Source organism: Nonomuraea sp. B19D2 (genome assembly GCF_040137845.1).
GTDB lineage: Bacteria > Actinomycetota > Actinomycetes > Streptosporangiales > Streptosporangiaceae > Nonomuraea.
Map to the genome: position 1 here is coordinate 50991 of NZ_JBEFAK010000035.1, position 22923 is coordinate 73913.

A 22923-nucleotide genomic window follows, 5' to 3' on the forward strand; every position below is an offset into this window, starting at 1 on the left:
AGGTCGAAGGTTTCCCTAGGCTGCCAGGATGCGACCGCGCTTCACCGGCACGTGCCTCATCACCGATGACGTCCCGGCCCTGGCCGCTTTCTACGCCGACGTCCTGGAAGCGGAGGCGGAGGGCGGGGAGCCGTTTGCCATGGTGACCGTTCCGGGTGCCGTGCTCTCTTTCTTCTCGGTGAGGGGTATGGAGGCGATGGTGCATGGCTCGATGGGGGCCGCCACGGGCGGTAATTTCACTTTGGAGTTCGAGGTCACCGACGTCGACCAGCGTCACGAGCGCCTGGCGGCCCGGGGAATCGAGATCCTCAAGCCGCCGACCACGCAGCCGTGGGGACGCCGATCGGTGTGGTTGCGCGATCCTGACGGGAACATCGTCAACCTCTATCAGCAGGCATGAGCGCGCTCGCCCGAGGCGGCGGCACGCGTCCCGCACGGTCGCACGGTTCCGGTGGCGATGAGGCGCGGACGCTCCAGGCCGGATGGAGGGTCAGGTGCGGCGGCTCTTGGGTGGATAGACCTGGAGAGCTGCCCTCCAGCGCGGTGGCCTCCGACCGGCTCGCGCCTGAGCAGGCCCTTTCTCTCCCAGGGCGCGCTTCATGAGCTCATGCTAAGCGTTGCGCCGCCAACGCCCCCGCCGCGCGATCACCTGTTCACGCCGTCGGCGGGCCGCCGCAACAGGCTCAGATCGGCCCGCCGCGGAAGGCTCTCCCAGTCGCCCTGGGAGGTCACCGCGAACGCTCCCGCCGCGCACGCCGTGCTGAGCCGCTCCCCGGGCTCGGCGCCCGCGAGCCAGTCGGCCAGCCAGCCGGCCGCGAACGCGTCCCCGGCCCCCACGGAGTCGACCTCGGTCACCTGGTACGGCTCCGCCCGCCGTACGACGCCTTCGGACAGCTCCATCGCGCCCTTCGCGCCGAACTTGACCAGCACGTGCCGCGGGCCCAGCGCCGCCAGCGCCTTGGCGAGCTCGTCAGGGTCTTCCGCGTCGACGATCAGCCGGCCCTCGGCCTCCGTCGCGAACAGCACGTCCACGTTCCCGATGGTCTCCCGCAGCCACGCCCCCGCCTCCTCGGGCGTCCAGAGCGCCTTGCGGTAGTTGACGTCCAGCGAGACCAGCACCCCGGCGGCCCGCGCCTCGGCGATGGCGTGCCGTACGGCGTCGCGTGCCGACTCCGACAGCGTGGGCGTGATCGCGGAGATGTGCAGCACCCTGGCGGACCTGATGAGCTCCGGGTCGAGGTCGGCGGCGCACAGCCGCGAGCCCGCGCTGTCCTTGCGGTAGTAGCGCACGTCGATGAGGTCCGCCGTGCGCCTGCCCTTGATCATGAGCCCGGTCGGCGCCGCGGGATCGGGGATGGCGCGCGCGTCCACGCCCTCGCCCGCCAGCGTGGCGCGGATGAGGTCGCCGAACTCGTCGGCCCCCACTCTGCCGATCCACGTCGCGCTGTGGCCGAGCCTGGCCACGCCGATCGCGACGTTCGACTCGGCGCCGCCCAGGCCGAGGTCGAAATCGCGGGCGAAGCGCAGCGGTCCCGTGCGGCGGGCGGCGAACAGCGCCATGGTCTCACCGAAAGTCACCAGTTCGTGCATGGTTGAAGCCTAGTGTCACGGTTTTGATGGGCGATCGGCGACCGAGATCTCATGCTTGTCGCCCGGGGCCAGGAACTCCAGCAGCCGCAGCCCCTCCTCCTCGACCTCCTCCAGGACGGGGATCGGCGCCCACTGGTGGATGGTGAGCGTGGAGGTGCCCTTGGCGCGGGTGACCGTCCAGTCCCCGGCGGTGAAGCCGTCCACCAGGATGGTGCGGGGCTGCACGTTCGTGCCCATGAAGCCCCGGAGCGCGGCCAGGCCCGTCTCGGTGATGACCCTGGAGCGGTCGGCGTGCGACAGGAAGAGGTTGTCGAAGTCGTACATCAGCCGTACCGGTGCGGGGGTGTCCTCGTCGGGCCGTACGGCGTCGGGCAGGTCGTACAGGATCCGTCCCGACTCGTCCCTGAACCTGACCAGCTCCAGCGACTCCACCACCTCGCCCAGCCGGGTCAGCCCCGACCACGTCTGTACGTCCATCACCGACGCGGGCCCGAACGCCGCGAGATAACGCAGCACCAGCCCGGCAGGCGTCATCGGCGGCGCCTCGAAGCCCAGCCACGACTCGGCGCTCGTGTGCGCGACGGGCCCGCTCCTGCCCCACAACCCGCGGGGTGGCACCTGCACCAGCGGCACCAGCCACCGGACCGCCTGGCCGAGCGCGTGGCGGTCGTGTGACGGCCACCGCTCGGCGAGATCACGCTCCAGCTCGGCGAACGTCATGGGCTGCTCCTCCACAAGTGCTCGGCCGCGCGCCGCCAGCTCGTCAAGGTCCACGTCCTGCAGCTTCTTGCCGTACGTGCCCCGCGTCCCGCGCTCGGTGACGATCTGCAGCGGCGGCCGCATGGCCAGGCAGTCGCGGGCGGACACGAGGTGGATCGTGGAGCGCTGGAGTGCGATGCGTACGAGATCGCGCGAGAGCAGCAGGTCGGCGGCGTCGGCGGGCTTGAAGCCTTCGATGCGGTTCCACAGGCCGGTGTACCAGGTGTGCGGGGTCTGCGCCTGGAGCCCGCCGAGGTGCTCCACGACCTCGATCACGGTCTTGCCGGTACGGCGCAGCAGGTGCTGCCGGTCGAGCGTGGCCCGGTTGAGCGCCTTGCGGCTGATGAGGGGATCCATGGTCCAAAGGTTAGGGGCTATCGCGGCCGGTCCCGGGCCGCGATGACCGACCGGACAGGGGTGTCGTACCGTGGCAGCATCGTGCTGACCTTCCGCGTGCTCGGGCCGCTCGCCGCCCACCTCGACGGCGAGCCGGTCGCGTTGGGCAGGCCGCGCCAGCGCTCCGTGCTCGCCCGGCTGCTGGCCGCCGGAGGCCAGGCCGTCCCCGTGGACCGGCTCATCGATGACCTGTACGCCGACGAGGTGCCGCCCAAGGCGCTGGCCGCCGTCCAGTCGTACGTGTCCAACCTGCGCCGCGCCCTGGAGCCCGGCAGGTCGCCCCGCGCCCCGGCCGGGGTCCTCGTCACCCAGCCGCCGGGGTACGCGCTGCGCCTGGATGCCGGGGCGGTGGACGCCTGGCGGTTCGAGAGCCTGGTGAGCGACCCTCGGGCGGGGCACGAGGGGCTGGCCGAGGCGCTCGCGCTGTGGCGCGGCCCGGCCTACCAGGAGTTCGCCGGGGCGCACTGGGCCGATGCTGAGGCGTCGCGGCTGGAGGAGCTGCGCCTGTCCACGATCGAACGCCACGCGGACGCGGTCATCAGGCTCGGTCGGGCAACGCAGGCCGTACCGGATCTGGAGCGGCTGGTCGGCGAGCACCCGTTGCGGGAGGCGGCGTGGGCGCTGCTGGCCAGGGCGCTCTACCGGTGCGGACGGCAGGGCGAGGCGCTCGGTGCGCTGCGCCGGGCCCGCGCGCACCTCGTCGCGGAGCTCGGCGTCGACCCCGGGCCCGAACTGCGGCGACTGGAGGACGACATCCTGGCGCAGGCGGCTCATCTGAGCGAGGCCGCGCCCCCGCCCGTTCCCGTGGTCAGACCCGCCGCCGTCTCCCAGCCGTACGTCGGCAGGCGCGCCGAGCTCGCCGCCGTGACCGCGCTGAGCGGGGGCGTGGTGCTGGTCAGCGGCGAGCCGGGCGCAGGCAAGACGGCCTTCATCGAGCAGGTACGCGGCACGCTCGCGACCAAGGGCTGGGCCGTCGGATGGGGCCGCTGCCCCGAGCACGAGGGCGCGCCGGCGGGCTGGGCGTGGGCCGAACTGCTCAGGGAGCTGGCCGCCCGGTTCCCGCCGGGCGATCCCGAGTCACTGGCGCCGCTGCTGTTCGACATGCCGGTGAGCGGCGACGTGCCGGGGGCCAGGTTCCGGTTACACCGGGCGATCGGCGCGTTCGTGACGTCGATCGGGCGGCCGCTGCTGCTCGTGCTCGACGACCTGCACCGGGCCGACGCGGAGACGCTGGCCATCCTCACCCACGTGATCGGCGAGGCCGCCGGGCTGCCGGTCCTCGTCGTGGGCAGCTACCGCCACACCGAGCCGAACGAGCACCTCGCCGACGCCCTGGCCACCGTCGCCGCCCGCGAGCCGCTCCGTGTGCCGCTCGACGGCCTGTCCGAGCCCGAGGTGGGCGAGCTGATCGGCGTCACCTGCCACCGCCCCGCACCGCCCGAGACGGTCGCGGAGATCGCCGTGCGTACCGGCGGCAACCCGTTCTTCGTCAGGGAGACCGCCAGGCTGCTGGATTCGGAGGGCGTGGTCGCCATCCCCGCGGGCGTGCGTGACGTGCTGCGCCGCCGTGTGGCCAGGCTGCCCGCGCAGGCGCAGACGATCCTGCGGCACGGCGCGGTCATCGGCCGCGAGAGCGACGTGGACGTGCTGACCGTCGTGAGCGGCGCCGACGAGGAGACCGTACTGGCCGCCATAGAGTCGGGCCTGGTCACGGGGCTGCTGACGGAGCCGGAGGCGGGGCGGCTGAGTTTCGCGCATGTGCTGATCCGCGACACGCTCTACGACGACCTGTCCCGCATCCGCCGCGCTCGCCTGCACCTGCGCGTGGCCAGGGCCATCGAGGAGCGCGACCCCGTCGACGTGGCCGCGCTCGCCCACCACTACGCCGCCTCCGCCGCCGACCCCGCCAAGGCCGTGCGGTACGCCCGGCTCGCCGCCGAACAGGCCGAGCGCCGCTTCGCCCACCACGAGGCCGCCGCGCTCTGGCGGCAGGCGCTCGACGCGTTCACCGGTGATCCGCGGGAACGGCTCGAGCTCACATTGTCCCTTGTGAGTGCGCTGGCCAACACCGGGCAGCTCGTCAAGGCCCGTACTCACCGGGAGCGCGCCGTCCGCGCCGCCCTGCCGCTGGGCGACCCCGATCTGCTGGCCCGGGTGATCGTGTCGTTCGACGTGCCGACGTTCTGGAGCAGCAGGGAGTACGGCACGCTCGACACCGGCCTGATCGACGCGGTCGAGGAGGCGCTGACCAGGCTCCCGCCCGGGGACGGCGGGACCCGGTGCCAACTGCTGACCACATTGGCGTTCGAGCTGGAGGGCGAGCCGACCGAGCGCGGCTACCTCGCCTCCCAGGAGGCCGTCGCCATGGCCCGCCGCCTCGGCGACCGCCACCTGCTCGTGCTCGCACTCAACGGCCGCTTCCACCAGTCCTTCAGGTACGGCGGCCGCGTTCAGCGGCCCGCCGCAGGCAGCGGAGTGGGCGCCTACGGCGGCCGCGTTCAGGAGTCCGACGCGTGCAGTGGTGTGGGGTCCTACGGCGGTCGCGTTCAGGGGGCAGCCGCAGGCAGCGGGTTCGGCGCTTACGGTGGCCATGCCGAATGGGCCGAGATCGGCAACGAGCTGCTGACCCTGTCGGGCTCGGACGTGACCGTCGAGGTGCTCGGCAACCTCATGCTCATGCAGGCCGCCATCAGCCGGGCCGAACTAGACGTGGCCGACCGGCACGCGGCCAGGGCCAGGCGGCTGGCCGAGCAGTACGATCTGCCGCTGACCCTGGTGGTGACCGGCTTCTACGACGGGTTGCGCGCCACGCTGGCGGGCGAGTACGAGCGGGCCGAGTCCCTCTACCGCGCCGCCGCCGAGCTGGCCGGCAGGCTTGGGATGTGGCAGCACGAGGTTGGGCTACTGCTGCTCGCCCTGTACGGCATACGCCTGATGCGTGGGGATCTGTCGCCCTTGCTGCCGGACCTGGAGCCGCTCGCCTCCCACGGGCCGTGGCGGGAGCAGATGCTCGAGCTGTACGCGCTCGCGCTCTGCCACGCGGGCCGGGCAGACGAGGCCCGTGTCCTGGTGCCCGCCTTGCCCCGGCCGATCAGGCGCGACTACTTCTGGCACATGCTGACGACGGTGCGCGGGCTGCTCGGGATCGCGATCGACGACCGGCAACGGGCGAGGGCGGCGTACGAGGCGCTGCTGCCGTTCTCGCCCGAACCCGTGGGAAGCACCGGCTACCTGGCGGTCTGGCCGACTGCGCAGGTGCTGGGGGAGCTGTGCGACTACCTGGGAGTGGATTCGGAGCCGCACTACCGGGAGTCCCTGGCGATCGCTGAACGCGCGGGCGTCCACCCCTGGATCGACGCGGCCCGCAACGCCCTGGGGCACATATGCGAATAAATGTTGACCATTGCACTTTCCTGATGGTTAATCGAAGAGAGAGTGCCGCTTTCAACGGGGGAAGCGGCTGTTCAGTGCCATGGGGGAAACATGACCAGGACTCTTGTCGGCATGCTCTTAGCCGCCACCGCCGCGACCGGGGTCGTCGCGGTGGCGCCGGCGGCAGCCTCGGCGTCCACGGTGGCGCAGACCGCCCTGGGAGCAGGTACGACAGCTCGTCCGCATCTGCTCGACTACAAGATCTACTTCGGCAAGTGCGAGGACACCTGCCGCATCAAGGTGCGGATCAAGAACGTCTCCCGCACGAAGCTCTACGACGTCAGCCTGAACGCCCGGCTCTGGGTCAACGGCAAGAAGGTCGGGGCCTGCTACGACTACGTCGGCAGCATCCGCCCCAAGGGGGTCCGCTGGGCCGGGTGCACCGTGCGGTCGGCGAAACTCGCCAACCTGTGGAACCGCTACCTCGACGGCGAGATCGACTTCGACACCAAGACAAAGACCAGCGTCCACTACGAGTGGTACAGGTGACCACGGGGCCAGGGGCTGATCCTCCTCGGCCCCTGGCCGCTCAGGCGGTCACCGCTCCCGCGTCCTGAGGGCGCGCGGAGTCATGATCGGCTCCTTCGTTATGATCGATTCGATCGAATTGATTGTTGGGGAGCGAATGACCGAATCGCGGCCGAAGACCCTGCTCGCCATGGGGCGGCCGGTGGCTGAGCGGCTTGTCACGGGGCAGGTGCGCGACCGCCTGCTCGGCATCGCCGACGTGGACCCCGGCCTGGTGGCCGAGGATTTCGCCGACCCGGTCGTGGCCGAGGCACTGGCCGAGGCGGAGGTGCTCTACACGAGCTGGTGGTGCCCGCCCCTCACCCACGAGGTGCTGGCCAGGGCGCCCAGGCTGCGCGCGGTCGTGCACGCGGCCGGCTCCGTGAAGCATCACGTCACCGAGGCGTGCTGGCAGCGCGGCATCCTGGTCTCGTCCGCCGCGGCGGCCAACGCCGAGCCGGTCGCCGAGTACACGCTGGCCTCCATCCTGTTCGCGAACAAGCGGGTTCTCGACATCTCCCGGCTCTACCGCGAGCACCGGGCACGACTCGACCTGGAGAGCCGCTTCCCCGGCTTCGGCAACTACCGGCGCACGATCGGCATCGTCGGCGCCTCCAGGGTGGGCCGCCGGGTGATCGAGCTGCTGCGCCCGTTCGAGCTGGACGTGCTCGTCGCCGACCCGTACCTGACGGAGGACCTGGGCGTGCCGCGCGTCGAGCTGGACGAGCTGTTCGAGCGGTGCGACGTGATCAGCCTGCACGCGCCCGCGCTCCCGGAGACCAGGCACCTCATAGACGGGAGCCGCCTCGCGCGCATGCCCGACGGCGCGACACTGATCAACACGGCTCGCGGCGCGCTCGTGGATCAGGACGCGCTCATCGCCGAGCTGGCCAGCGGGCGGCTGTACGCGGTGATCGACGTGACCGAGCCCGACCTGCTGCCCGCCGACTCGCCCCTCTACGACCTCCCGAACATCCTGCTCACCCCGCACATCGCCGGCTCGCTCGGCGGCGAGTTGCCCCGCCTCGCCCACCTGGCCCTCGACGAGCTTGGCAGGTACGCCCAGGGGCTGCCGTTCCGGCACGGCGTGGGAGCGGAGGAACTGGCCAGAAGTGCCTGACACCAGCAGTATGGACGGGACTAGCCGAAGACCATGCGCTCGCGCCGGGCGTACCGGCTCTTGGTGAGGGCGTACAGCAGCCGCAGCGGCGCCCCCGCCCCCGCCAGCAGCCGCGCGCCCTCGTCAGCCGTGGCGTAGCGCAGCAGCCACGGCGCCGTGAACGTCAGCTGCGCCAGCCCCGCCCGCTTGGCCACCTGCTTCTCCACCCAGGCGTACGCTTCGTACGGGACGAACCTGGAGATGATCGGGAACAGCTGCGACTCCTCCTCGGCGATGTGCTCGTCGAGCATGTGGAGCAGCACGCCAAGGGCCCACTCCAGCTCGTGACGGTCGCGGCCGAGCGCGGCGCGGCACCGGTCGAGTATGGGGCCGAGCGCCTGGTGGTCGTCGTTGTACGGGCTGAGGTCCACAGCGTGACCGGCCGTCCGCTCGATGATGGGCCACAGCAGCTCGTCCTCGTTCGCGTGGTGGTCGTGCACCTCGGTGAGGATCGCGGCCGCGTACGCGCGCGTCGCCCAGAGCCTGGCGCCGAGCAGCGGGCCGGCCCCGCCGAGCAGGTCGGTGAGGCGCCGCAGGTCGGCGAGCATGGCGCGGTGGATGACGTACATGGAGGTGAGGTCCGGCTCACGCTCGCCGCTCTTCCGGGGCGAAACGGCCAGGATCTGTACGGTGTTCATGCGGCCAGCATGGGCCGGCCCACTTTTCGTCCTCTGGTCGCCGGCTTGTCGCCCGTCAGCAGCTGTCCTGGTAGCCGCTCTCGGGGATCAACCTGGTCCACTCCGCCCTGCTCAGCGCCCCGCCCGCCTTGGCGCACACCTCTTGCGCCGCCAGCGCCGGATCGACCGGACTCTCGCGTACGGTGCCGTCGAGCGCCACGCCGCGCAGCCGCCTGCCGTCCTGGGTGAAGGCCGGGCCCGCGGCCCATGAGCCCGCCTGGCCGACCTCGCGCATCGTGCTCACGTCCCAGAGCGAGGTACGGGCGGTGTTGATGGCCAGCAGGTCGCCGTCGGGGGAGAAGCGGAGCTCGTTCACCGGCGCCGTGCCCGTCTGGATCGTGCCCCGCGGCTCCTGTTTGCTCACGTCCCAGAGCAGCACCCGGCCGCCCTCCAGCCCGAACGCCAGCGTGCGCCCGTCGGGGGAGAAGGCGAGCGCGGTGGGCGCCGGCGGCGCCTCCCCGGCCTCGGCGGACAGGGCGAGGTCGAGCGGGGTGACCGCGCCGGTGCGCAGGTCGAGCAGCTTGGCGCCGGCGGCCAGCGTCGAGCCGTCGGGGCTGAAGGCCAGCGCCAGGTCACCCGCGCCCTCGTACATCTTGATGCGCCGCCCCGCGCGCACGTCCCACGTCTCCAGCGTCTTGCCGCGCGCGGTGGCCAGCGTGTCGCCGGTGGGGGAGAGCGCGACGGCGGTCACGTCGCCGCCCGCGTCGATGGCGGTCACCTGCCTGCCGCCGGCCACCTCCCACACGGTCACCGGGTCACCCGCGACGGCGAGCAGCCGGCCGTCCGCGTCGAAGGCCAGATCACCGGCGGCGGCGACGCGGCCCAGCGGCTTGCGTTCGACGGCATCGGTGAGCTCGATCGAGTCGCCGACCTCTTTGGCGGCTATGCGCCCGTTGCCGGAGAAGGCGGCGGTGTGGCTGTCCTCTGACGGGACCGGCAGCCCTGAAACGTCGAGCGAGATGACGGATCCGGCGCCGCTCAGGTAGCGCAGCGAGCGTCCGTCGGTGGAGAAGGCCAGGCCGCGCTCGGGGTTCCTGAGCGGGTACGCGCCTGCCAGGCGGCGCTCGGCCACGTTCCAGACCCGCACCGCTCCCTCGCCCGGCAGGGCGAGCAGACGGCCGTCGGGGCTGAAGGCGGGCGGGTCGGCCGAGGTGTGCCCCAGGTCGTCGTTGCCGACCACCTCCACGCCGGACAGGACGGGCGCCTTCGAGCTGTCGCGCTCCGCGTCCCGAGCGTCGTGCCTGTCCGAGCGGAGCGCCTCAGGACGGCCGCCCACCGAAGGGCTCGGCGACGCCGCGTCGGCAGGCTTCTCCCCAGTGGATGCCGCGTCGACGGGCTCCTGCCCAGTGGATGCCGAGGGAACCGGTGACGCCGCGCCTGCGGGGTCCCGTTCGGACGGTGCCGTGTTCGCCGGCCCGGGGCCGTCGGTGCCGAACGTATCCGCGCGTTCCGCGCGCACGGTCCCGGTCCGCCGCGCCGCCACGAGCGTGACCCCGTCGCGCCCCGCCACCGCCAGCGTGGCGCTGTCCGGGCTGAACGCCAGGGCGGGCGCCGCCGCGTCCGCGCCGGTGAGCGGCTGGACCTCGACCGCGCCCGTCCTGGTCCGCCCGCCGAGCTCCCACAGCTCGACCCGCCCGTTCAGAGCGGAGAAGGCCGCTTGGGTCCCGTCCGTGGAGAGCGTCACCTGGCGGTCGGCGACGTCGAACAGCAGCCGGTCGCCCCGATAGACCCTCGTCCTGTTGTCCTGGCTGATCGCATAGGCGGCCGTCGCGGCGGGCGGGCGCCCCGTGGCCACCTCGAACGGCCTGCCGTCGGCCCCCACCGCGAACTTCCCGTCGTCGCTCAGTACGCTCCCCGCGGGCAGCGGGTACGACGCGAGCCGCCGCCCGCGGCCCATGTCCCAGACGGTGACCGCGCCGGTGCCCCATTTGACCAGTTCGTCCCCGCGCAGCAGGTAACGCGCCCGCATGTCGGCGGCCGGATCGGTGAACATCCCCAGCTCCGGCTGCACGAGAGAGGCCTGCAGCGCGGCCCGCGCCTCGAACACCGGCGACAGCTTCCAGGCGGCCACGCTCAGCCGCATCGCCGTACGCGGGTCGGACGACCGCAGCGCCTCGGCCCTGGCGGCCACGGCCCGCGCGTTGGCCTCGATGAGCTGCTCGCGCAGCTGGTTCTGCCCGTGCACGGACACCACCGACAGCGTCACCGCGACGGCCAGCACCGCGCCGAGCGCCGCCAGCGCGGGCGCGAGGAGCTTCCTGCGCTGCTTGGACAGGGCCACGCTGTCGTTGACGAAGTCGCGTTCGAGCTGGTTGAGGCGGAGATGGCGGCGCTTGGTCGCGGCCCAGGCGAGCGCGGTGTCGAGCGCCTGGCCGCGAAGGAGCCGGCTCCGGCCGCGCCGGTGCTCGGACCAGCTCCTGGCGGCCTCGCGGATCAGCCGGTGCACCTGCATGCTCTCGCGCTCGTCCGCGAGCCAGTCGCGCAGCCGGGGCCAGGCCCGGTAGAGCGCGGCGCTGGCGGGGGCCACCCGGTTGTCGCTGACGGCCACGAGCTTGCCCACTGTGGTCTCGGTCGGCGGCACGCGTACGCTCCGCCGTACCAGGAGACCCGCGTCCATGAGCGGGCCGAGCACGTCACCCTCGTCGTGCGGGCTGTCGCCGTCGAACAGGCGCAGCAGCAGCCCCGGCACCTCCGCCTGCTGCCGCGGCGTGAGCGACTGGTACACCTCCTCGGCCACCTCACCGAGCGAGCGCGGCCCCGTGTGTCCCGCCGGCGGCCGCACCTCCGCCGCGCCCTCGCCTGGGCTCTCGACGCGCAGCTCCCGCGCCGCCGGCCGGTCGGCGGGATCCTTGGCCAGGGCCCGTCCGACCAGTTCGCGCAGCGGCTCGGGGAGCACGTCCAGGTCGGGATCGACGGTCAGGAGCCGGTGCATGACCCCGCCCAGGCTCTCCCCGCTGAACGGGTCGCGCCCGGTGGCCGCGAACACCACCACCGCGCCCCACGCGAACACGTCGGCCGCCGCCCCGGCCTCCTTCCCGGTCAGGACCTCGGGCGCCGTGTACGTGTACGTCCCGCCGGCGGGCACGCCCAGCTCGATCACCTTGGGGCCGCCAGCGGCCAGCAGCACGCTCTCCGGATCGAGCCCCCGATGCGTCAGCCCCGCCTCGTGCAGCGCGTCCAGCGCGGACCCCAGCGCCCCGGCCAGCGCGACCAGCTCATCACCCTGGTAGGGCCCGTGCAGCTCCACGGCCCGCCGCAGGTCCGGCCCGTCCACGTATTCGCTCACCACGTACGGCACACCCTCGTCGGTTCCGACGGCGACCACCTCGGCCAGATGGGGGCAGGTCACCCGCTCGAACCGGCGCCCGGCCTGGCCTTCGCGCGAGCCCCGCGGCACCGTGACCGCGAAGCGGCGCCCCTCGTCGTCGTACGCGTCGTAGACCACGCCGCGACCGCCCGCGCCGAGCCTGGCCGCCAGCCAGAAGCCGCCGAGCCTCTCGGGGTCACCGGGCACCAAGCGCATCGTCACTGATGCTTAGATGCACGACACCGCACATTGGTTGTCCCCGAAACAACAAGATCCACAGAACGCCACAGGTCCCCCGCGCGCCTCGGGGGACCCATGCGTCATGATCATTATGCCAGGCTCCTGGATCTTGCCGGCCACTCGTGGCGAAGCACCGACATGAGCACCGCGTCGTGCCACTCGCCGTCCCACAGCAGGGCGTCCCGCTCCACGCCCTCCTCCACGAAGCCGACCTTCTTGTACACGTGGCGCGCCCGCTCGTTGAAGGCGTAGACGTCGAGCTTGATCCGGTGCAGCGGCGTCGTGGCGAAGGCGTGGTCGAGGACCAGCCTGATGGCCTCGGTGCCGTAGCCCTTGCCGAAGACCCGCTCGCCGATGAGCGCGATGCGCAGATTGCAGGAGAGGTTGTGCCGGTCGAGCTCGTTGAGCACGACCTCGCCGACGTATTCGCCGTCCGCGATGATCGCCAGGTCGAGCCGGTCGGCGTGGTCCTTCCTGGTGGCGTACCACTGGCGGGCGAATTCGGGGTCGATCTCGCCGTGGGAGCCCGTCAGCCGGCCCACCTCGGGGTCGGAGATCAGCTCGAAGAGGCCGTCGACGTATTCGGGGCCGACCGGGCGCAGCGTCACGCGCTCGCCCGTCAGCGTGGGTTTCTCGGCGAACATCCCGTGTGGCATCCCATCTGGCTATCAGTGCGGGTCCTCGACGGGCAAACCCATTTCCCGCAATGCCGCGTCCCGCACCTCCTCGGGGCGCATGGTGCCGACGTCGCATCTCAGGTCCGCGACCTCGCGGAAGTACGGCTCGCGCCGGGCCCGCATCGCGGCCGGGTCGAAGTCGGGGCGGTGGTCGCTCGACTTCATCCGCTGGGCCAGCACCTCGTCGGAGGCGTCCACCCAGAGCACGAACGCCTTGTCCATCGCCGCGCGCACCCGGGGGTCCTCCACCGTGCTCGCGGCCGCCGCGACGACCTCAGGCTCCCCGGCCAGCTCGTGCAGCACGTGCTCGGCCTCGTACCCATGCAGCGTGTCCGCGCCGTCGCGGGCGGCGAGCTGCGCGGCGGTGCCGCCGTACCGCGCCTGGAGGAACGGGTCGCTGTCACTGAACGGCAGCCCCAGCGCCTCGGCGATCAACCGGCCGGCCGTCGACTTGCCCGAGCCCATCAGCCCGACCACCACGACTGGTTTGTTTTTCGACATGTGGATAGAGGTTCCTTCGTGTCAAGGAGGTAAATCTGATGACCATCGCCGGAAGCATCATCCTCATCATGCTCGGCGCGATCCTCACCTGGGCCGTCGAGTTCGATCTCGCCGGCCTCGACATCAACGTAGTAGGGGTCATCCTCATGCTCGGTGGCCTCGTCGGACTCCTGTTCGGCATTTACCGGATCAGCGTCACCCGTAGGGCGGTCGGCCCGATCGACGAGCCCGTGCACCGCCACGACGTCTACGAGGAGCCTGAAGCCCGCAGGACCACCGTGTACGAGGAACGCCGCCACTACGACGAACCACCGCTGTAGGAGGTGAATCGGCATGCCCGCTGTCGAAGAGCTGCCGTCGACCATCAAACGTTCGCCGAAGAAGGCGCAGAACACGTGGATCAAGGCGCACGACAACGCCGTGCAGGAGTACGGCGAGGGCCGGCGCGCCCACATGACCGCGTTCGCCGCGCTGAAGCACTCGTTCGAGAAGGTCGGCGACCACTGGGAGCCGAAGGAGAAGAAGGGGCCTTCCGACAAGGGCGCGACCGACCGGTCCGGCAGGACGGCCGAGGGCGTCAACGCCAACGCCAGCAAGGAGCACCTGCAGAAGGTGGCCGCACAGCTCGAGGTACGCGGCCGGTCCAAGATGACCAAGCAGGAGCTGGTAAGCGCCATCAAGAAGGCCAATCGGAGGGCCACGGCGAAGGCCCGCTGACCGGGGCCGTCCACTCCGAGGGCCGGTGGCGCACAAGCCGTCGGCCCTCATGCGTGTCACCGCCGTCCGTCACAACAGCCGCTTGACCGCCTCGGCGATCGCGCGGCGGTCGATGCGGGCGAGGGCGAGCTGCTCCTCCGGCGTCGCGGACCCGGGCAGGCCCATCACGGCCAGCTTCACCACCCGCGGCCCCAGCTCGCTGACCGCGTCCATCACCGCGTCGCCGAGCCCGCCCTCCAGCCGGTGATCCTCCACCGTGATCAGATTGCCCGTGGTGGTGGCCGCCTCGACCAGCACCGACGTGTCGACGGGCTTGACCGAGTACAGATCGATCACCCCCACCGGGATCCCGGCGTCACGCAGCTCGTCGGCCGCCGCCAGCGCCTCGTGCACGGTCACGCCCGCGGCGACGATCGTGGCCCGGTCGTTGTGCGAGTGGCGCAGTATGCGTGACCCGCCCACGGGGAACCGCTCGCCCGGCGGGTAGATCACCGGCGTGTCCCCGCGCGTCGTACGCAGGTAGGACACGCCTTCGAGGTCGGCCAGCTCGACGGTCAGCACCGCCGCCTGATTGGCGTCGCACGGGTAGAGCACGGTGCTCCCGTATATGGCGCGCAGCATCGCCAGGTCCTCGAGGCCCATCTGGGACGGCCCGTCCTCGCCGATCGACACCCCCGCGTGCGAGCCGACCAGCCGGATCGACGCCCTGCTGACGCCGGCCATCCTGATGAAGTCGTACGCCCTGCTCAGGAACGCCGCGAACGTGGCCGCGTACGGCCGCCACCCGCGCACCTGCAGGCCCACGGCGGCGGCAACGAGCTGCTGCTCGGCGATGTACATCTCGAAGAACCGCTCGGGGAACTCCTTCGCGAACGCCTCGGTCCTGGTCGAGTCCGCCACCTCGCCGTCCAGCACCACGACGTCCTCCCGCGCCGCGCCGAGCGCCGCGAGCGCCTCCCCGAACGCCGTCCGCGTGGCCACCTTGTCGCCCACCTTGTACGCCGGCAGACTCATCGGCCTGGTCTCGAACCGGTACGGCGCGGGGGAGTCATCGGGCTTGTGCACCTCCACCCGCACGTCCCTGGAGCCGCCCAGCTCCTCGATCGCCTTGTCCGGATCCTTGAGCGGCTTGCCGTGGGCCCCTTCGCGGTTCTCGACCTCCAGGGCGCCCTCGCCCTTGCGTGTCTTGGCCAGGATCACGGTCGGCCGCCTGCGCGTGTTACGGGCGTCGCTCAAGGCGTAGTCGATCTGCCCGGGATCGTGCCCGTCGATCTCGATCGTGTGCCATCCGAACGCCCCGAACCTGCGCGCGTACGCCCCGGTGTCCCACCCATGCCGGGTCGGCCCCCGCTGGCCGAGCCGGTTCACGTCCACGATCGCGGTCAGGTTGGCCAGCCCCTCGCAGCCCGCGTGCTCTGCCGCCTCCCAGATTGACCCCTCGGCCAGCTCACTGTCCCCGCAGAGCACCCACACCTGGTACGGCAACCGTTCCAGCCGCCCGGCCATGGCCACCCCGACCCCTACCGGCAGGCCCTGCCCCAGCGACCCGGTCGCCACGTCCACCCAGGGCAGCCGGGGCGTGGGGTGACCCTCCAGCCGGCTGCTCCGCTTCCGGAACGTCAGCAACTCCTTGTCGCCGATGACCCCGGCCGCCTTGTAGAGCGAATAGAGGAGGGGCGACGCGTGGCCTTTCGAGAAGATCAAATGGTCGTTGGCGGGATTGTCCGGGTGGTCGAAGTCGTAACGCAGGTGGTAGGCGAACAGCACGGCCATCAGATCGGCCGCCGACATGGACGAGGTCGGATGGCCGGACCCGGCCTCCGCGGCCGCTCGTACGGAGTCGACACGAAGTTGCGCGGCCAGCTCGGTCAGGTACTGAAGATCGCGCTCGGGCATCATGGCCTCCTCGGAAACGGTTTCCCGCCGCCTACCCCGCCACGCCCCCTTAACCCCTGTGAGAATCGCGCCCGGCTCAACGGTTTCGGCGGCGGAGTGCGGCGAAGGCGGCGGCGGTGCCTCCGGCCAGGGCGAGGAGGACCGGGCCACGGTGTTGCGACAACCAGAGCTGGGGGCTGTGGGCATGGGAGCGGTCGTCGAACGAGCCGTGGGCGCCGTAGTCCTCCGCCTCGTCGGCCGGCTGCCACAGGTTGGACACGCCGCTCGGCGGCTTCTCGTCGGTCTGCTGGGAGCGCACGCCGGTCCTGGCCACGTAGCGGTCCACCAGCGCCGGGGCCACGCGCTGGGCCAGGAGGGTGGCGGCGGTGCTGGCGCCCACCCAGTACTCCTTGCGCTCGGGGTGCTCGGCCGCGTACACGATGGCCCTGGCCGCCACCTCCGGCTGGTAGATCGGGGGGACCGGCTGCGGGTGGCGGCGGAGCTTGGACAGCACCCAGTCGAACTGCGGGGTGTTGACCGCGGGCAACTGCACCAGGGTGACGTGGATGCCGTTGCCGTCGGCCAGCAGCTCGGTACGGAGCGACTCCGTGAAGCCCTTGATCGCGTGTTTGGCGCCGCAGTACGCCGACTGCAGCGGGATGCCGCGGTAGGACAGGGCCGAGCCGGTCTGGACGATCGTGCCCGTGCCGCGCGGGCGCATCAGGTCCAGGGCCACCTTCGTGCCCCAGACATAGCCCAGGTACGTCACCGCGGTGGTGCGGGTGTATTCCTCCGGGGAGATCTCAGTGAATTTGCTGAAGACGGAGGAGAAGGCGGTGTTGATCCAGACGGAGATCGGTCCCATCTCCGCCTCGATACGCTCCCCGGCCCGCCTCACCTGGTCGTAGTCCGCTATGTCGGCCTCGAATACCTGCCCCGTGCCTCCCTCCACACCCACGTCCACGGCGGCGGCGCCCAGCCCGGTCGTGCCCCGGGCGATGAGCGCCACCTTTGCTCCCTGCCGGCCGAGCATGCGGACGACCGCACGGCCGACCCCGCCGCTCGCGCCCGTCACCACTACCACCCGCCCTCGAAGTGGTGCCATGTCGAGATCAGCCCGCCTCTCCGTTCTGTCGTAGTTTCTGGCGCCGTACGGCCAGGACGATGTCGACCACCGTGGCGATGCCCAGCACGATTGCGACCCCGGTCATGACCGGGGCGCGCGCGATGATCCCGAGCACCGCGAACGCGAAGAGGAACACCAGCATGAACGACCCGACCCTGATGTGCACCACGTCGCGCGGTGTGGCCGGCACCATGGGATGGCCTTTCGCGTCGCCTTCCTCGTGCCACTTTCCGTTATCAGGCAAGTCAGACATGCGGCTCATCTGCCCGTGCTGTTTGTTGCCTAACGTCAGGGGTAGCGGCGTTCCGTGCTCGAGCTGCATCCCAGTGACCAAAGCGAACCGGGGATCGTGCGGAAGCGTCGCGGGCGTGGGTTCGGCTATGAGGGCCCCGACGGGGGGCCGGTGCGCGACCGCGCCACGCTGGACCGGATCAAGGCGCTCGCCATCCCCCCGGCCTGGATCGACGTGTGGATCTGCGGGTCGCCCCGCGGCCACCTGCAGGCCGTGGGCACGGACGCCGCCGGGCGCAGGCAGTACCGCTACCACGACCTGTGGCGCGAGCAGCAGGACCAGGCCAAGTTCGACCGGGTGCTCGAGGTGGCAGAGCGGTTGCCGGCGTTATCGGCGGCGAGAGCTACGACACCTACGGGCTCGCCACGCTCAGGATGGAGCACGTCATCTGCGTCAACGGCATCGTCTCGTGCTCGTACCAGGCCAAGGGGGACGTCCTGCGGGAGGTCGAGGTGGCCGATCCCGGGGCGTGCAAGGTGCTCAGGGCGCTCAAGGCGCTCGGCGTCCAGGGCGAGCTGCTGCGCTACCGGCACGCGGGCGGCTGGGCCGACATCAGGAGCGAGGACATCAACGACTACCTGCGGGAGACCATCGGGTACGAGGTCACCGCCAAGGACTTCCGCACCTGGCACGCCACGGTCCTGGCCGCCGTGGGCCTGGCGGTGTCCAAGCCGGCCGGTCAGAAGAGGCGGGCGGTCGCCCGGGTCATGCGCGAGGTCGCCGAATACCTCGGCAACACCCCCACCGTGGCCAGGGCGTCGTACGTGGACCCGCGGGTGGTCGAGGCGTACGACCAGGACAGGACCATCGCGGCCGTGCTGACCGAGCTGGGCGCGGACGTCGACTTCGGGCAGCTGGCCACGGCGGGCACGGTGGAACACGCGGTCATCGACCTCATCCGCGCCGTTTGAGCTGTTCGTCCCCGGGCATGCGGCGACAGAAGAAGGAGGCGAGCGATGGAAGCTCCGCAGTACGTCGCGGCCCGCGTCCAGCAGGCGCTGGCCGAGGACGGACGCACGCACGAGCTCGGAATCCGCGTCGACATACGAGGTGACCAGTTGTTCCTGCGCGGCCAGGTGAGCGGCGCCGGGCAGCGCGAGCGGCTGGGTCAGGTGGCGCACGAAGCCGCGCCCGAGCTCCACTTGCACAACGAGATCAAGGTCGTGGAGGCCAGGGAACCGGGGGAGGATGAGCGTCTTGACTGACCTGCGCATCGCGGCCGTCGGAGACATCCACCTGGGCGAGGACGACCGAGGCCAGTACCGGAAGAATCTGGGGGCCATCGAGGAACGCGCGGACGTATTGATGCTGGCGGGAGATCTGACCAGGCACGGCACACTGGAGGAGGGACGGGTCGTGGCCGACGAGCTGCGCGGCCTGCCGATCCCCGTCGTCGCGGTGCTCGGCAACCACGACTACCACTCCGACCTGCAGTACGAGATCGCCGGCGAGCTACGCGACGCCGGCGTCGTCGTGCTGGACGACGACGGCGCGGTCCTCCAGTGCGGCGACAGGAAGCTGGGCGTGGTCGGCGGGAAGGGGTTCGGCGGCGGGTACGCGGGCAAGTGCGCCAGCGAGTTCGGCGAGCGGGAGATCAAGAACTTCGTCGCCCACACCCGCTACATCGCCGAGTCGTGGAAGGTCGCGCTGAAGGAGATCGTGGCCGAGAAGCGCGTGGTGCTGTCGCACTACTCCCCGATCAAGGAGACGCTGGAGGGCGAGCCGCCCGAGATCTACCCCTTCCTGGGCAGCTACCTGCTGGCGGAGGCGGTCGACACGGCGGGCGCCGACCTGATCCTGCACGGGCACGCGCACAAGGGCAGTGAGAAGGGCATGACGCCGGGCGGCATCAGGGTGCGTAACGTCGCGATGCCGGTGCTCGGACGGTCTTACGCGGTCTACTGCCTCGACTGCGAGAGCGGCTTCTAGAGGACCTTCGCGGCCAGCAGGCAGATGTCGTCCTCGGCGTTCTCCCCGCCCAGCCGCTTGAGCAGGCAGTTGATGATCTCCTCTGGATCCTTCCCGGCGCACAGGTGCGCGGCCTGGACCAGCGCCTCCATGCCGCTCTCCAGGTCCTGCTCGCGCCGCTCGACGATCCCGTCGGTGTAGAGCAGCAGGACGTCGCCGGGCTCGAGCCGGGTGGTGGTCAGGCCGTACTCGGCGGCGTCGAACGCCCCCAGCATCGTCCCCGCCGCTCCCTGCACCAGCGCGGCGTGGTCATTCCTGATCAGCACGGGCGGCGGGTGTCCGGCGTTCGTCCAGGCGTAGGTGTGCTCCTCAGGGTCGAAGTGGCCGATGACCGCGGTGCCGGTCACGGTGATGCCCTCGCTGGAGTGCACGATGAGATCGTTCAGCCAGGTGGTGAGCCGGCCCGCGTGGGCTCCCGTGTAGGCCAGCCCGGCCAGGCCCGAGCGCATCTGGAGCATGATGCTGGCCGCGGTCAGCCCGTGTCCCATCGCGTCCCCGATCGCCAGCAGCACGCGGCCGTCGGGCATGAGGCGGGCCTTGAACCAGTCGCCGCCGAGCCGGGCCAGCTGCTCGCCGGGCAGGTAACGCACGCAGACGGTCAGCCCGGGCAGCTGGATGAGGCCGCGGCGGATCGGCATGATCGTGTTCTGCAGCTGGACGGTGACCCGGTGCTCCTCCTCGGCCCGCTTGCGCTGCCAGTGGGCCTGTTCGTGCGCCACCGCCAGGGCCCGCTCCCTGCGGCGGTTCCTGGTCACGTCCTGGGTCAGGCAGCGCACCCTGACCGGCAGGCCGTCGCCGTCGAGTATCGGCTCGCTGAACACGCTGAGATGGCGCACCCCGTGCCGGTGCTGGATTCTGAACTCGGTCTCGACCGCCTCCCTGAACTCCAGCAGGGAGTGCATCATGTCCTCGACGATCGGCAGGTCCTCGGGCACGACGACGCCGGGCAGCTCCTCCAGCGACATCGGCCCGTCGTCGCGGTCGCGGCCGAACATCTCATACATCTGGGGCGTCCACAACGTGCGCTCGGTGGCCAGGTTCCACTCGCCCCAGCCCAGCTCCGCCAGGCGCTGGGCGCGTTCCCAGCCGGAGACCAGGAGCTCCTTGTCGTCGAGCGTGCGCCAGCTCACCAGCAGCCCGTCGTCCACGCGTGACGCGCGCACGCTCAGCGTGGCGGGCCAGAGCAGGTAGTCCATCACCTCCACGTACTCCAGGGGCTGCCGGTGCACCGCCTCGCCGGTCTCGTACACGACGATGTAGTCGTCGAGCAGCCCGCAGCTGGCCACGCCGGGGGTGGCCGTCATGAGCCGGCGCCCGGCCAGCTCGCCGGCGGCGCGCCCCGGCACGGTTCTGGCGTGCCGGTTCGCCGCCAGGATGCGGAAGTCCACCACGCGGCCCAGAGAGTCTTTGACGGGTGTGAGGTAGAGGGCCGAGGCGTGGACGGCTTCCAGCATCCCGTGTATCCAGGCGGGCACGGCGAGCGCCAGTGTCTCCTCCTGCGGCCGCTCGACGCCCTTGGCGACCTCGATCAGGTCGAGCCCGCTGTGCTGCGCCATCCGGGCGAGCTGTGCGGCGGCTTCGCCCGGGCGTATGTTGAGCTGCGCCGCGAGCCGGGCGGTCGCCTCGTCGAGTATGGCCTCGTTGCGCATGCGGTGCCGCAGCCGCGCGAGCTGTTCACGTACTCTCGCCGAGGCCGCGCCCGTTTCGAAGCGGCTGAACGGCGGATATTTGCTCACACGCTCCCCATGCCCTGGGGAGCGGCGAACTTACACATTGAAGATGCTTACCCCACCAGGTCCGACGAGGAATCCGAGTACGATCAGCACGATCCCCCACAGGAGGTCGCGCCTGGCCAGGATCACATAGATCCCGGAAATGACGAGTATTACCGCGATGATCCAGAGCAAAGTAGCCATAAACTGCAGCTGCCCTCAGGATGAGTTACATAACATGTTTTTCCCTTGCGTAAGGGGCAGGGAATTCGCATGACGACCTTCGGTTATTTCCTGTCCTGTGAGGAGCACGGCCCCAGAGAGCTGGTGCGGCAGGCCAAGGCCGCCGAGCGCGCCGGCTTCGAGGCCCTCTGGATATCCGATCACTTCCACCCGTGGCTGGACGAGCAGGGGCAGGCCCCGTTCGTCTGGTCCGTCATCGGCGCGGTGGCCGAGGCCACGTCTCTGCCGATCACCACCGGTTCACCCCACACCGGTACTTTGTCACGAACACCAAATGGGCGTGGAGGTTGCAGACGACATACCATCCCCTTTCGTATCGGGGTTCGGATTCCATCGTGGTGACATAAACCAAACGATATGATCAGCGTGTGGAGAAGGTGAAGCGGACTCGTGCGCACGTGGCGCGACTCGACCTCGGTCCGGCCCAGGTGGCCGTTTTGGACGGTCAAGCCCATACCGCGCGTGCCTTGTGGAACCTGCTCCATGAGTTCACGACCTTCCGTCAGGGCCGGTTCGCGTCGCTGAAGGAGTGCGACGCGGCGATTCGCCAGGCTCGCCACGAGATCGAGTGGATGGGGCAGCTGCCCGCTCAGGCCGCGCAAGCCGTACTGAAGACCTACCGGCAGGCGTGGGCGAACTTCTTCAATCCCGGCCATCCGGCCAAGCGCCCGACGTTCAAGGGCCGGTTCCGGTCCCGGATGGTCGTGGACGTCCCCCAGGCCCGCGACTTGCAGATCACCCGGATCAACCGCAGGTGGGGTGCGGTGAACCTGCCCAAGGTCGGGCGGGTGAAGTTCCGGTGGACGAAAGACCTGCCCGGCGTCACCAAGGGCGGACCATCCGGAAGGATCACCGGGGCTCGCCTGGTGAAACAAGCCCACGGGTGGAACATCGTCTTCCGTGCCGAGTTGCTCGTATCCGCCCCCGTCCTGCACACCGGGCCGAAGGCCGGCATGGACCGGGGTATCACGGTCCCTCTCGCCCTCTCCAACGGGCAACAGCTTCGGCACGGCCCGTGGCTCACCAGCGGGCAGAGCGAGCGGCTGTTGCGTCTGGAGCGCAAAAGCGCCCGTCAGCGTGCCACCCGCAAGAAAGGCGACCCGGTATCCAACCGGGAACGCCGCACCTACGACCAGATCGCCCGGCTCCGCGCGACAGCCAAGCGCCGAGCCGTCGACTGGCAGCATCAGAGCACGACCGACCTCGCGCGGCGGTTCAGCGCGATCGTGGTCGAAGACCTGAACATCACCGCCATGATGGCCTCGGCGCGCGGGACCGTGCAGGAGCCGGGGATCAACGTCGCCCAAAAGCGGGGCCTGAACCGCTCGATCGCGGACCAGGCGTGGGGCCGAACGGTGGAGCTCCTTACCTACAAGAGCGCCGACCATGGCGGCCTGGTCGCCAAGGTCCGCCCGCACGGCACCAGCCAAGAGTGCCACCGCTGCCACACCACCACTCCAGGATCACGCGAAACGCAATCGCGGTTCGCGTGCAAGAACCTGGCGTGCGGATGGATCGGCAACGCCGATACCAACGCCGCCCGAAACCAGCTTCATCGGTACAACTCTGCCGCCGGACGGGCGGTCACAGGACGTGGAGACTCCGGGATACCGGGGTCTGTGAAGCGTCAAGCATCCTGTCCCACAGTCTCGCCCGCACCCGCGCTGCGAGCTGCTGCGTAAGCAGCACAGGAATCCTCCACATCAGTCATTCATGTGGAGGAGCACGTCAAATGTCGGGGTTCG

The 22923-nt window shown here is 70.8% G+C and carries 21 protein-coding genes and 2 pseudogenes; 12 read left to right on the forward strand and 11 right to left on the reverse strand.

Annotation, left to right across the window (positions count from 1 at the left end; all coding sequences use genetic code 11):
- Nucleotides 1-28: 28 nt before the first annotated feature.
- Nucleotides 29-400, forward strand: coding sequence for a VOC family protein (locus ABN273_RS42665; RefSeq protein ID WP_349455184.1), 372 nt, complete (start codon nt 29-31; stop codon nt 398-400).
- A gap of 245 nt (nt 401-645) precedes the next feature.
- Here ABN273_RS42665 and ABN273_RS42670 read toward each other — a convergent pair whose 3' ends face one another.
- Complete coding sequence (locus ABN273_RS42670) at nt 646-1590, reverse strand: sugar kinase (protein WP_349455185.1); 945 nt, start codon at nt 1588-1590, stop codon at nt 646-648.
- A gap of 15 nt (nt 1591-1605) precedes the next feature.
- Nucleotides 1606-2706 (reverse strand): winged helix DNA-binding domain-containing protein, encoded by a 1101-nt coding sequence (locus tag ABN273_RS42675; protein WP_349455186.1) that lies wholly within the window; start codon nt 2704-2706, stop codon nt 1606-1608.
- Between the two features lie 42 nt (nt 2707-2748).
- Here ABN273_RS42675 and ABN273_RS42680 point away from each other — a divergent pair, with 42 nt between their 5' ends.
- The 3 genes from ABN273_RS42680 to ABN273_RS42690 all read left to right on the forward strand — a co-directional run bounded on the left by ABN273_RS42680 (nt 2749) and on the right by ABN273_RS42690 (nt 7804).
- The gene (locus ABN273_RS42680; protein WP_349455187.1) at nt 2749-6138 is read left to right on the forward strand and encodes an ATP-binding protein; all 3390 of its coding nucleotides are present in this window, start codon (nt 2749-2751) and stop codon (nt 6136-6138) included.
- Between the two features lie 90 nt (nt 6139-6228).
- Nucleotides 6229-6666: a hypothetical protein gene (locus ABN273_RS42685; RefSeq protein WP_349455188.1), complete on the forward strand. Its 438-nt coding sequence runs from the start codon at nt 6229-6231 to the stop codon at nt 6664-6666.
- Nucleotides 6667-6802: 136 nt separating this feature from the next.
- Nucleotides 6803-7804: a hydroxyacid dehydrogenase gene (locus ABN273_RS42690; protein WP_349455190.1), complete on the forward strand. Its 1002-nt coding sequence runs from the start codon at nt 6803-6805 to the stop codon at nt 7802-7804.
- Between the two features lie 20 nt (nt 7805-7824).
- On the opposite strand, the gene ABN273_RS42695 is transcribed toward ABN273_RS42690, so the two are convergent.
- From ABN273_RS42695 to ABN273_RS42710, 4 genes are all read right to left on the reverse strand, one after another.
- Complete coding sequence (locus tag ABN273_RS42695; RefSeq protein WP_349455191.1) at nt 7825-8481, reverse strand: hemerythrin domain-containing protein; 657 nt, start codon at nt 8479-8481, stop codon at nt 7825-7827.
- 55 nt (nt 8482-8536) lie between these two features.
- Entirely contained in the window at nt 8537-12043 is a 3507-nt protein-coding gene (locus ABN273_RS42700; protein WP_349455261.1) for a WD40 repeat domain-containing serine/threonine protein kinase, read from the reverse strand.
- Between the two features lie 113 nt (nt 12044-12156).
- Entirely contained in the window at nt 12157-12723 is a 567-nt protein-coding gene (locus tag ABN273_RS42705; RefSeq protein WP_349455192.1) for a GNAT family N-acetyltransferase, read from the reverse strand.
- A 12-nt stretch (nt 12724-12735) separates the two neighbouring features.
- Nucleotides 12736-13245: a shikimate kinase gene (locus ABN273_RS42710; RefSeq protein ID WP_349455193.1), complete on the reverse strand. Its 510-nt coding sequence runs from the start codon at nt 13243-13245 to the stop codon at nt 12736-12738.
- A gap of 38 nt (nt 13246-13283) precedes the next feature.
- Between ABN273_RS42710 and ABN273_RS42715 the strand changes: the two genes are divergently transcribed.
- Together ABN273_RS42715 and ABN273_RS42720 are read left to right on the forward strand one after the other, a co-directional pair.
- Entirely contained in the window at nt 13284-13565 is a 282-nt protein-coding gene (locus tag ABN273_RS42715) for a hypothetical protein (protein ID WP_349455194.1), read from the forward strand.
- A gap of 13 nt (nt 13566-13578) precedes the next feature.
- Nucleotides 13579-13962 (forward strand): ChaB family protein, encoded by a 384-nt coding sequence (locus tag ABN273_RS42720; RefSeq protein ID WP_349455195.1) that lies wholly within the window; start codon nt 13579-13581, stop codon nt 13960-13962.
- A 69-nt stretch (nt 13963-14031) separates the two neighbouring features.
- Here the strand turns inward: ABN273_RS42720 and ABN273_RS42725 are convergent, their stop codons facing one another.
- The 3 genes from ABN273_RS42725 to ABN273_RS42735 form a co-directional block, all read right to left on the reverse strand.
- Entirely contained in the window at nt 14032-15861 is a 1830-nt protein-coding gene (locus ABN273_RS42725) for a transketolase (protein WP_349455197.1), read from the reverse strand.
- Nucleotides 15862-15934: 73 nt separating this feature from the next.
- Entirely contained in the window at nt 15935-16942 is a 1008-nt protein-coding gene (locus tag ABN273_RS42730) for an SDR family oxidoreductase (protein ID WP_349455198.1), read from the reverse strand.
- 7 nt (nt 16943-16949) lie between these two features.
- Nucleotides 16950-17285 carry a hypothetical protein gene (locus ABN273_RS42735; RefSeq protein WP_349455199.1) on the reverse strand — a complete coding sequence of 112 codons (336 nt, stop codon included), beginning with the start codon at nt 17283-17285 and terminating at the stop codon, nt 16950-16952.
- Between the two features lie 81 nt (nt 17286-17366).
- Between ABN273_RS42735 and ABN273_RS42740 the strand changes: the two are divergent.
- From ABN273_RS42740 to ABN273_RS42755, 4 genes and pseudogenes are all read left to right on the forward strand, one after another.
- A pseudogene (locus ABN273_RS42740) lies at nt 17367-17420 on the forward strand (hypothetical protein); the annotation flags it as partial.
- Between the two features lie 209 nt (nt 17421-17629).
- Nucleotides 17630-18166, forward strand: coding sequence for a hypothetical protein (locus ABN273_RS42745; protein WP_349455201.1), 537 nt, complete (start codon nt 17630-17632; stop codon nt 18164-18166).
- A gap of 45 nt (nt 18167-18211) precedes the next feature.
- A complete protein-coding gene (locus ABN273_RS42750; RefSeq protein ID WP_349455202.1) occupies nt 18212-18460 on the forward strand; it encodes a BON domain-containing protein in 249 nt (82 codons plus the stop codon).
- The gene (locus ABN273_RS42755) at nt 18444-19184 is read left to right on the forward strand and encodes a metallophosphoesterase family protein (RefSeq protein WP_349455203.1); all 741 of its coding nucleotides are present in this window, start codon (nt 18444-18446) and stop codon (nt 19182-19184) included. The genes ABN273_RS42750 and ABN273_RS42755 overlap by 17 nt, the downstream gene beginning before the upstream one ends.
- On the opposite strand, the gene ABN273_RS42760 is transcribed toward ABN273_RS42755, so the two are convergent.
- Together ABN273_RS42760 and ABN273_RS42765 are read right to left on the reverse strand one after the other, a co-directional pair.
- Entirely contained in the window at nt 19181-20959 is a 1779-nt protein-coding gene (locus ABN273_RS42760) for a PP2C family protein-serine/threonine phosphatase (protein ID WP_349455205.1), read from the reverse strand. The two genes, ABN273_RS42755 and ABN273_RS42760, sit on opposite strands and share 4 nt — an antisense overlap.
- A gap of 30 nt (nt 20960-20989) precedes the next feature.
- Nucleotides 20990-21139, reverse strand: coding sequence for a GPGG-motif small membrane protein (locus ABN273_RS42765; RefSeq protein ID WP_165959640.1), 150 nt, complete (start codon nt 21137-21139; stop codon nt 20990-20992).
- A 69-nt stretch (nt 21140-21208) separates the two neighbouring features.
- Here ABN273_RS42765 and ABN273_RS42770 point away from each other — a divergent pair.
- Nucleotides 21209-21415 (forward strand): annotated as a pseudogene (locus tag ABN273_RS42770) (LLM class flavin-dependent oxidoreductase); the annotation flags it as partial.
- A 131-nt stretch (nt 21416-21546) separates the two neighbouring features.
- Entirely contained in the window at nt 21547-22860 is a 1314-nt protein-coding gene (locus ABN273_RS42775) for an RNA-guided endonuclease InsQ/TnpB family protein (protein WP_349455207.1), read from the forward strand.
- Nucleotides 22861-22923: the final 63 nt, after the last annotated feature.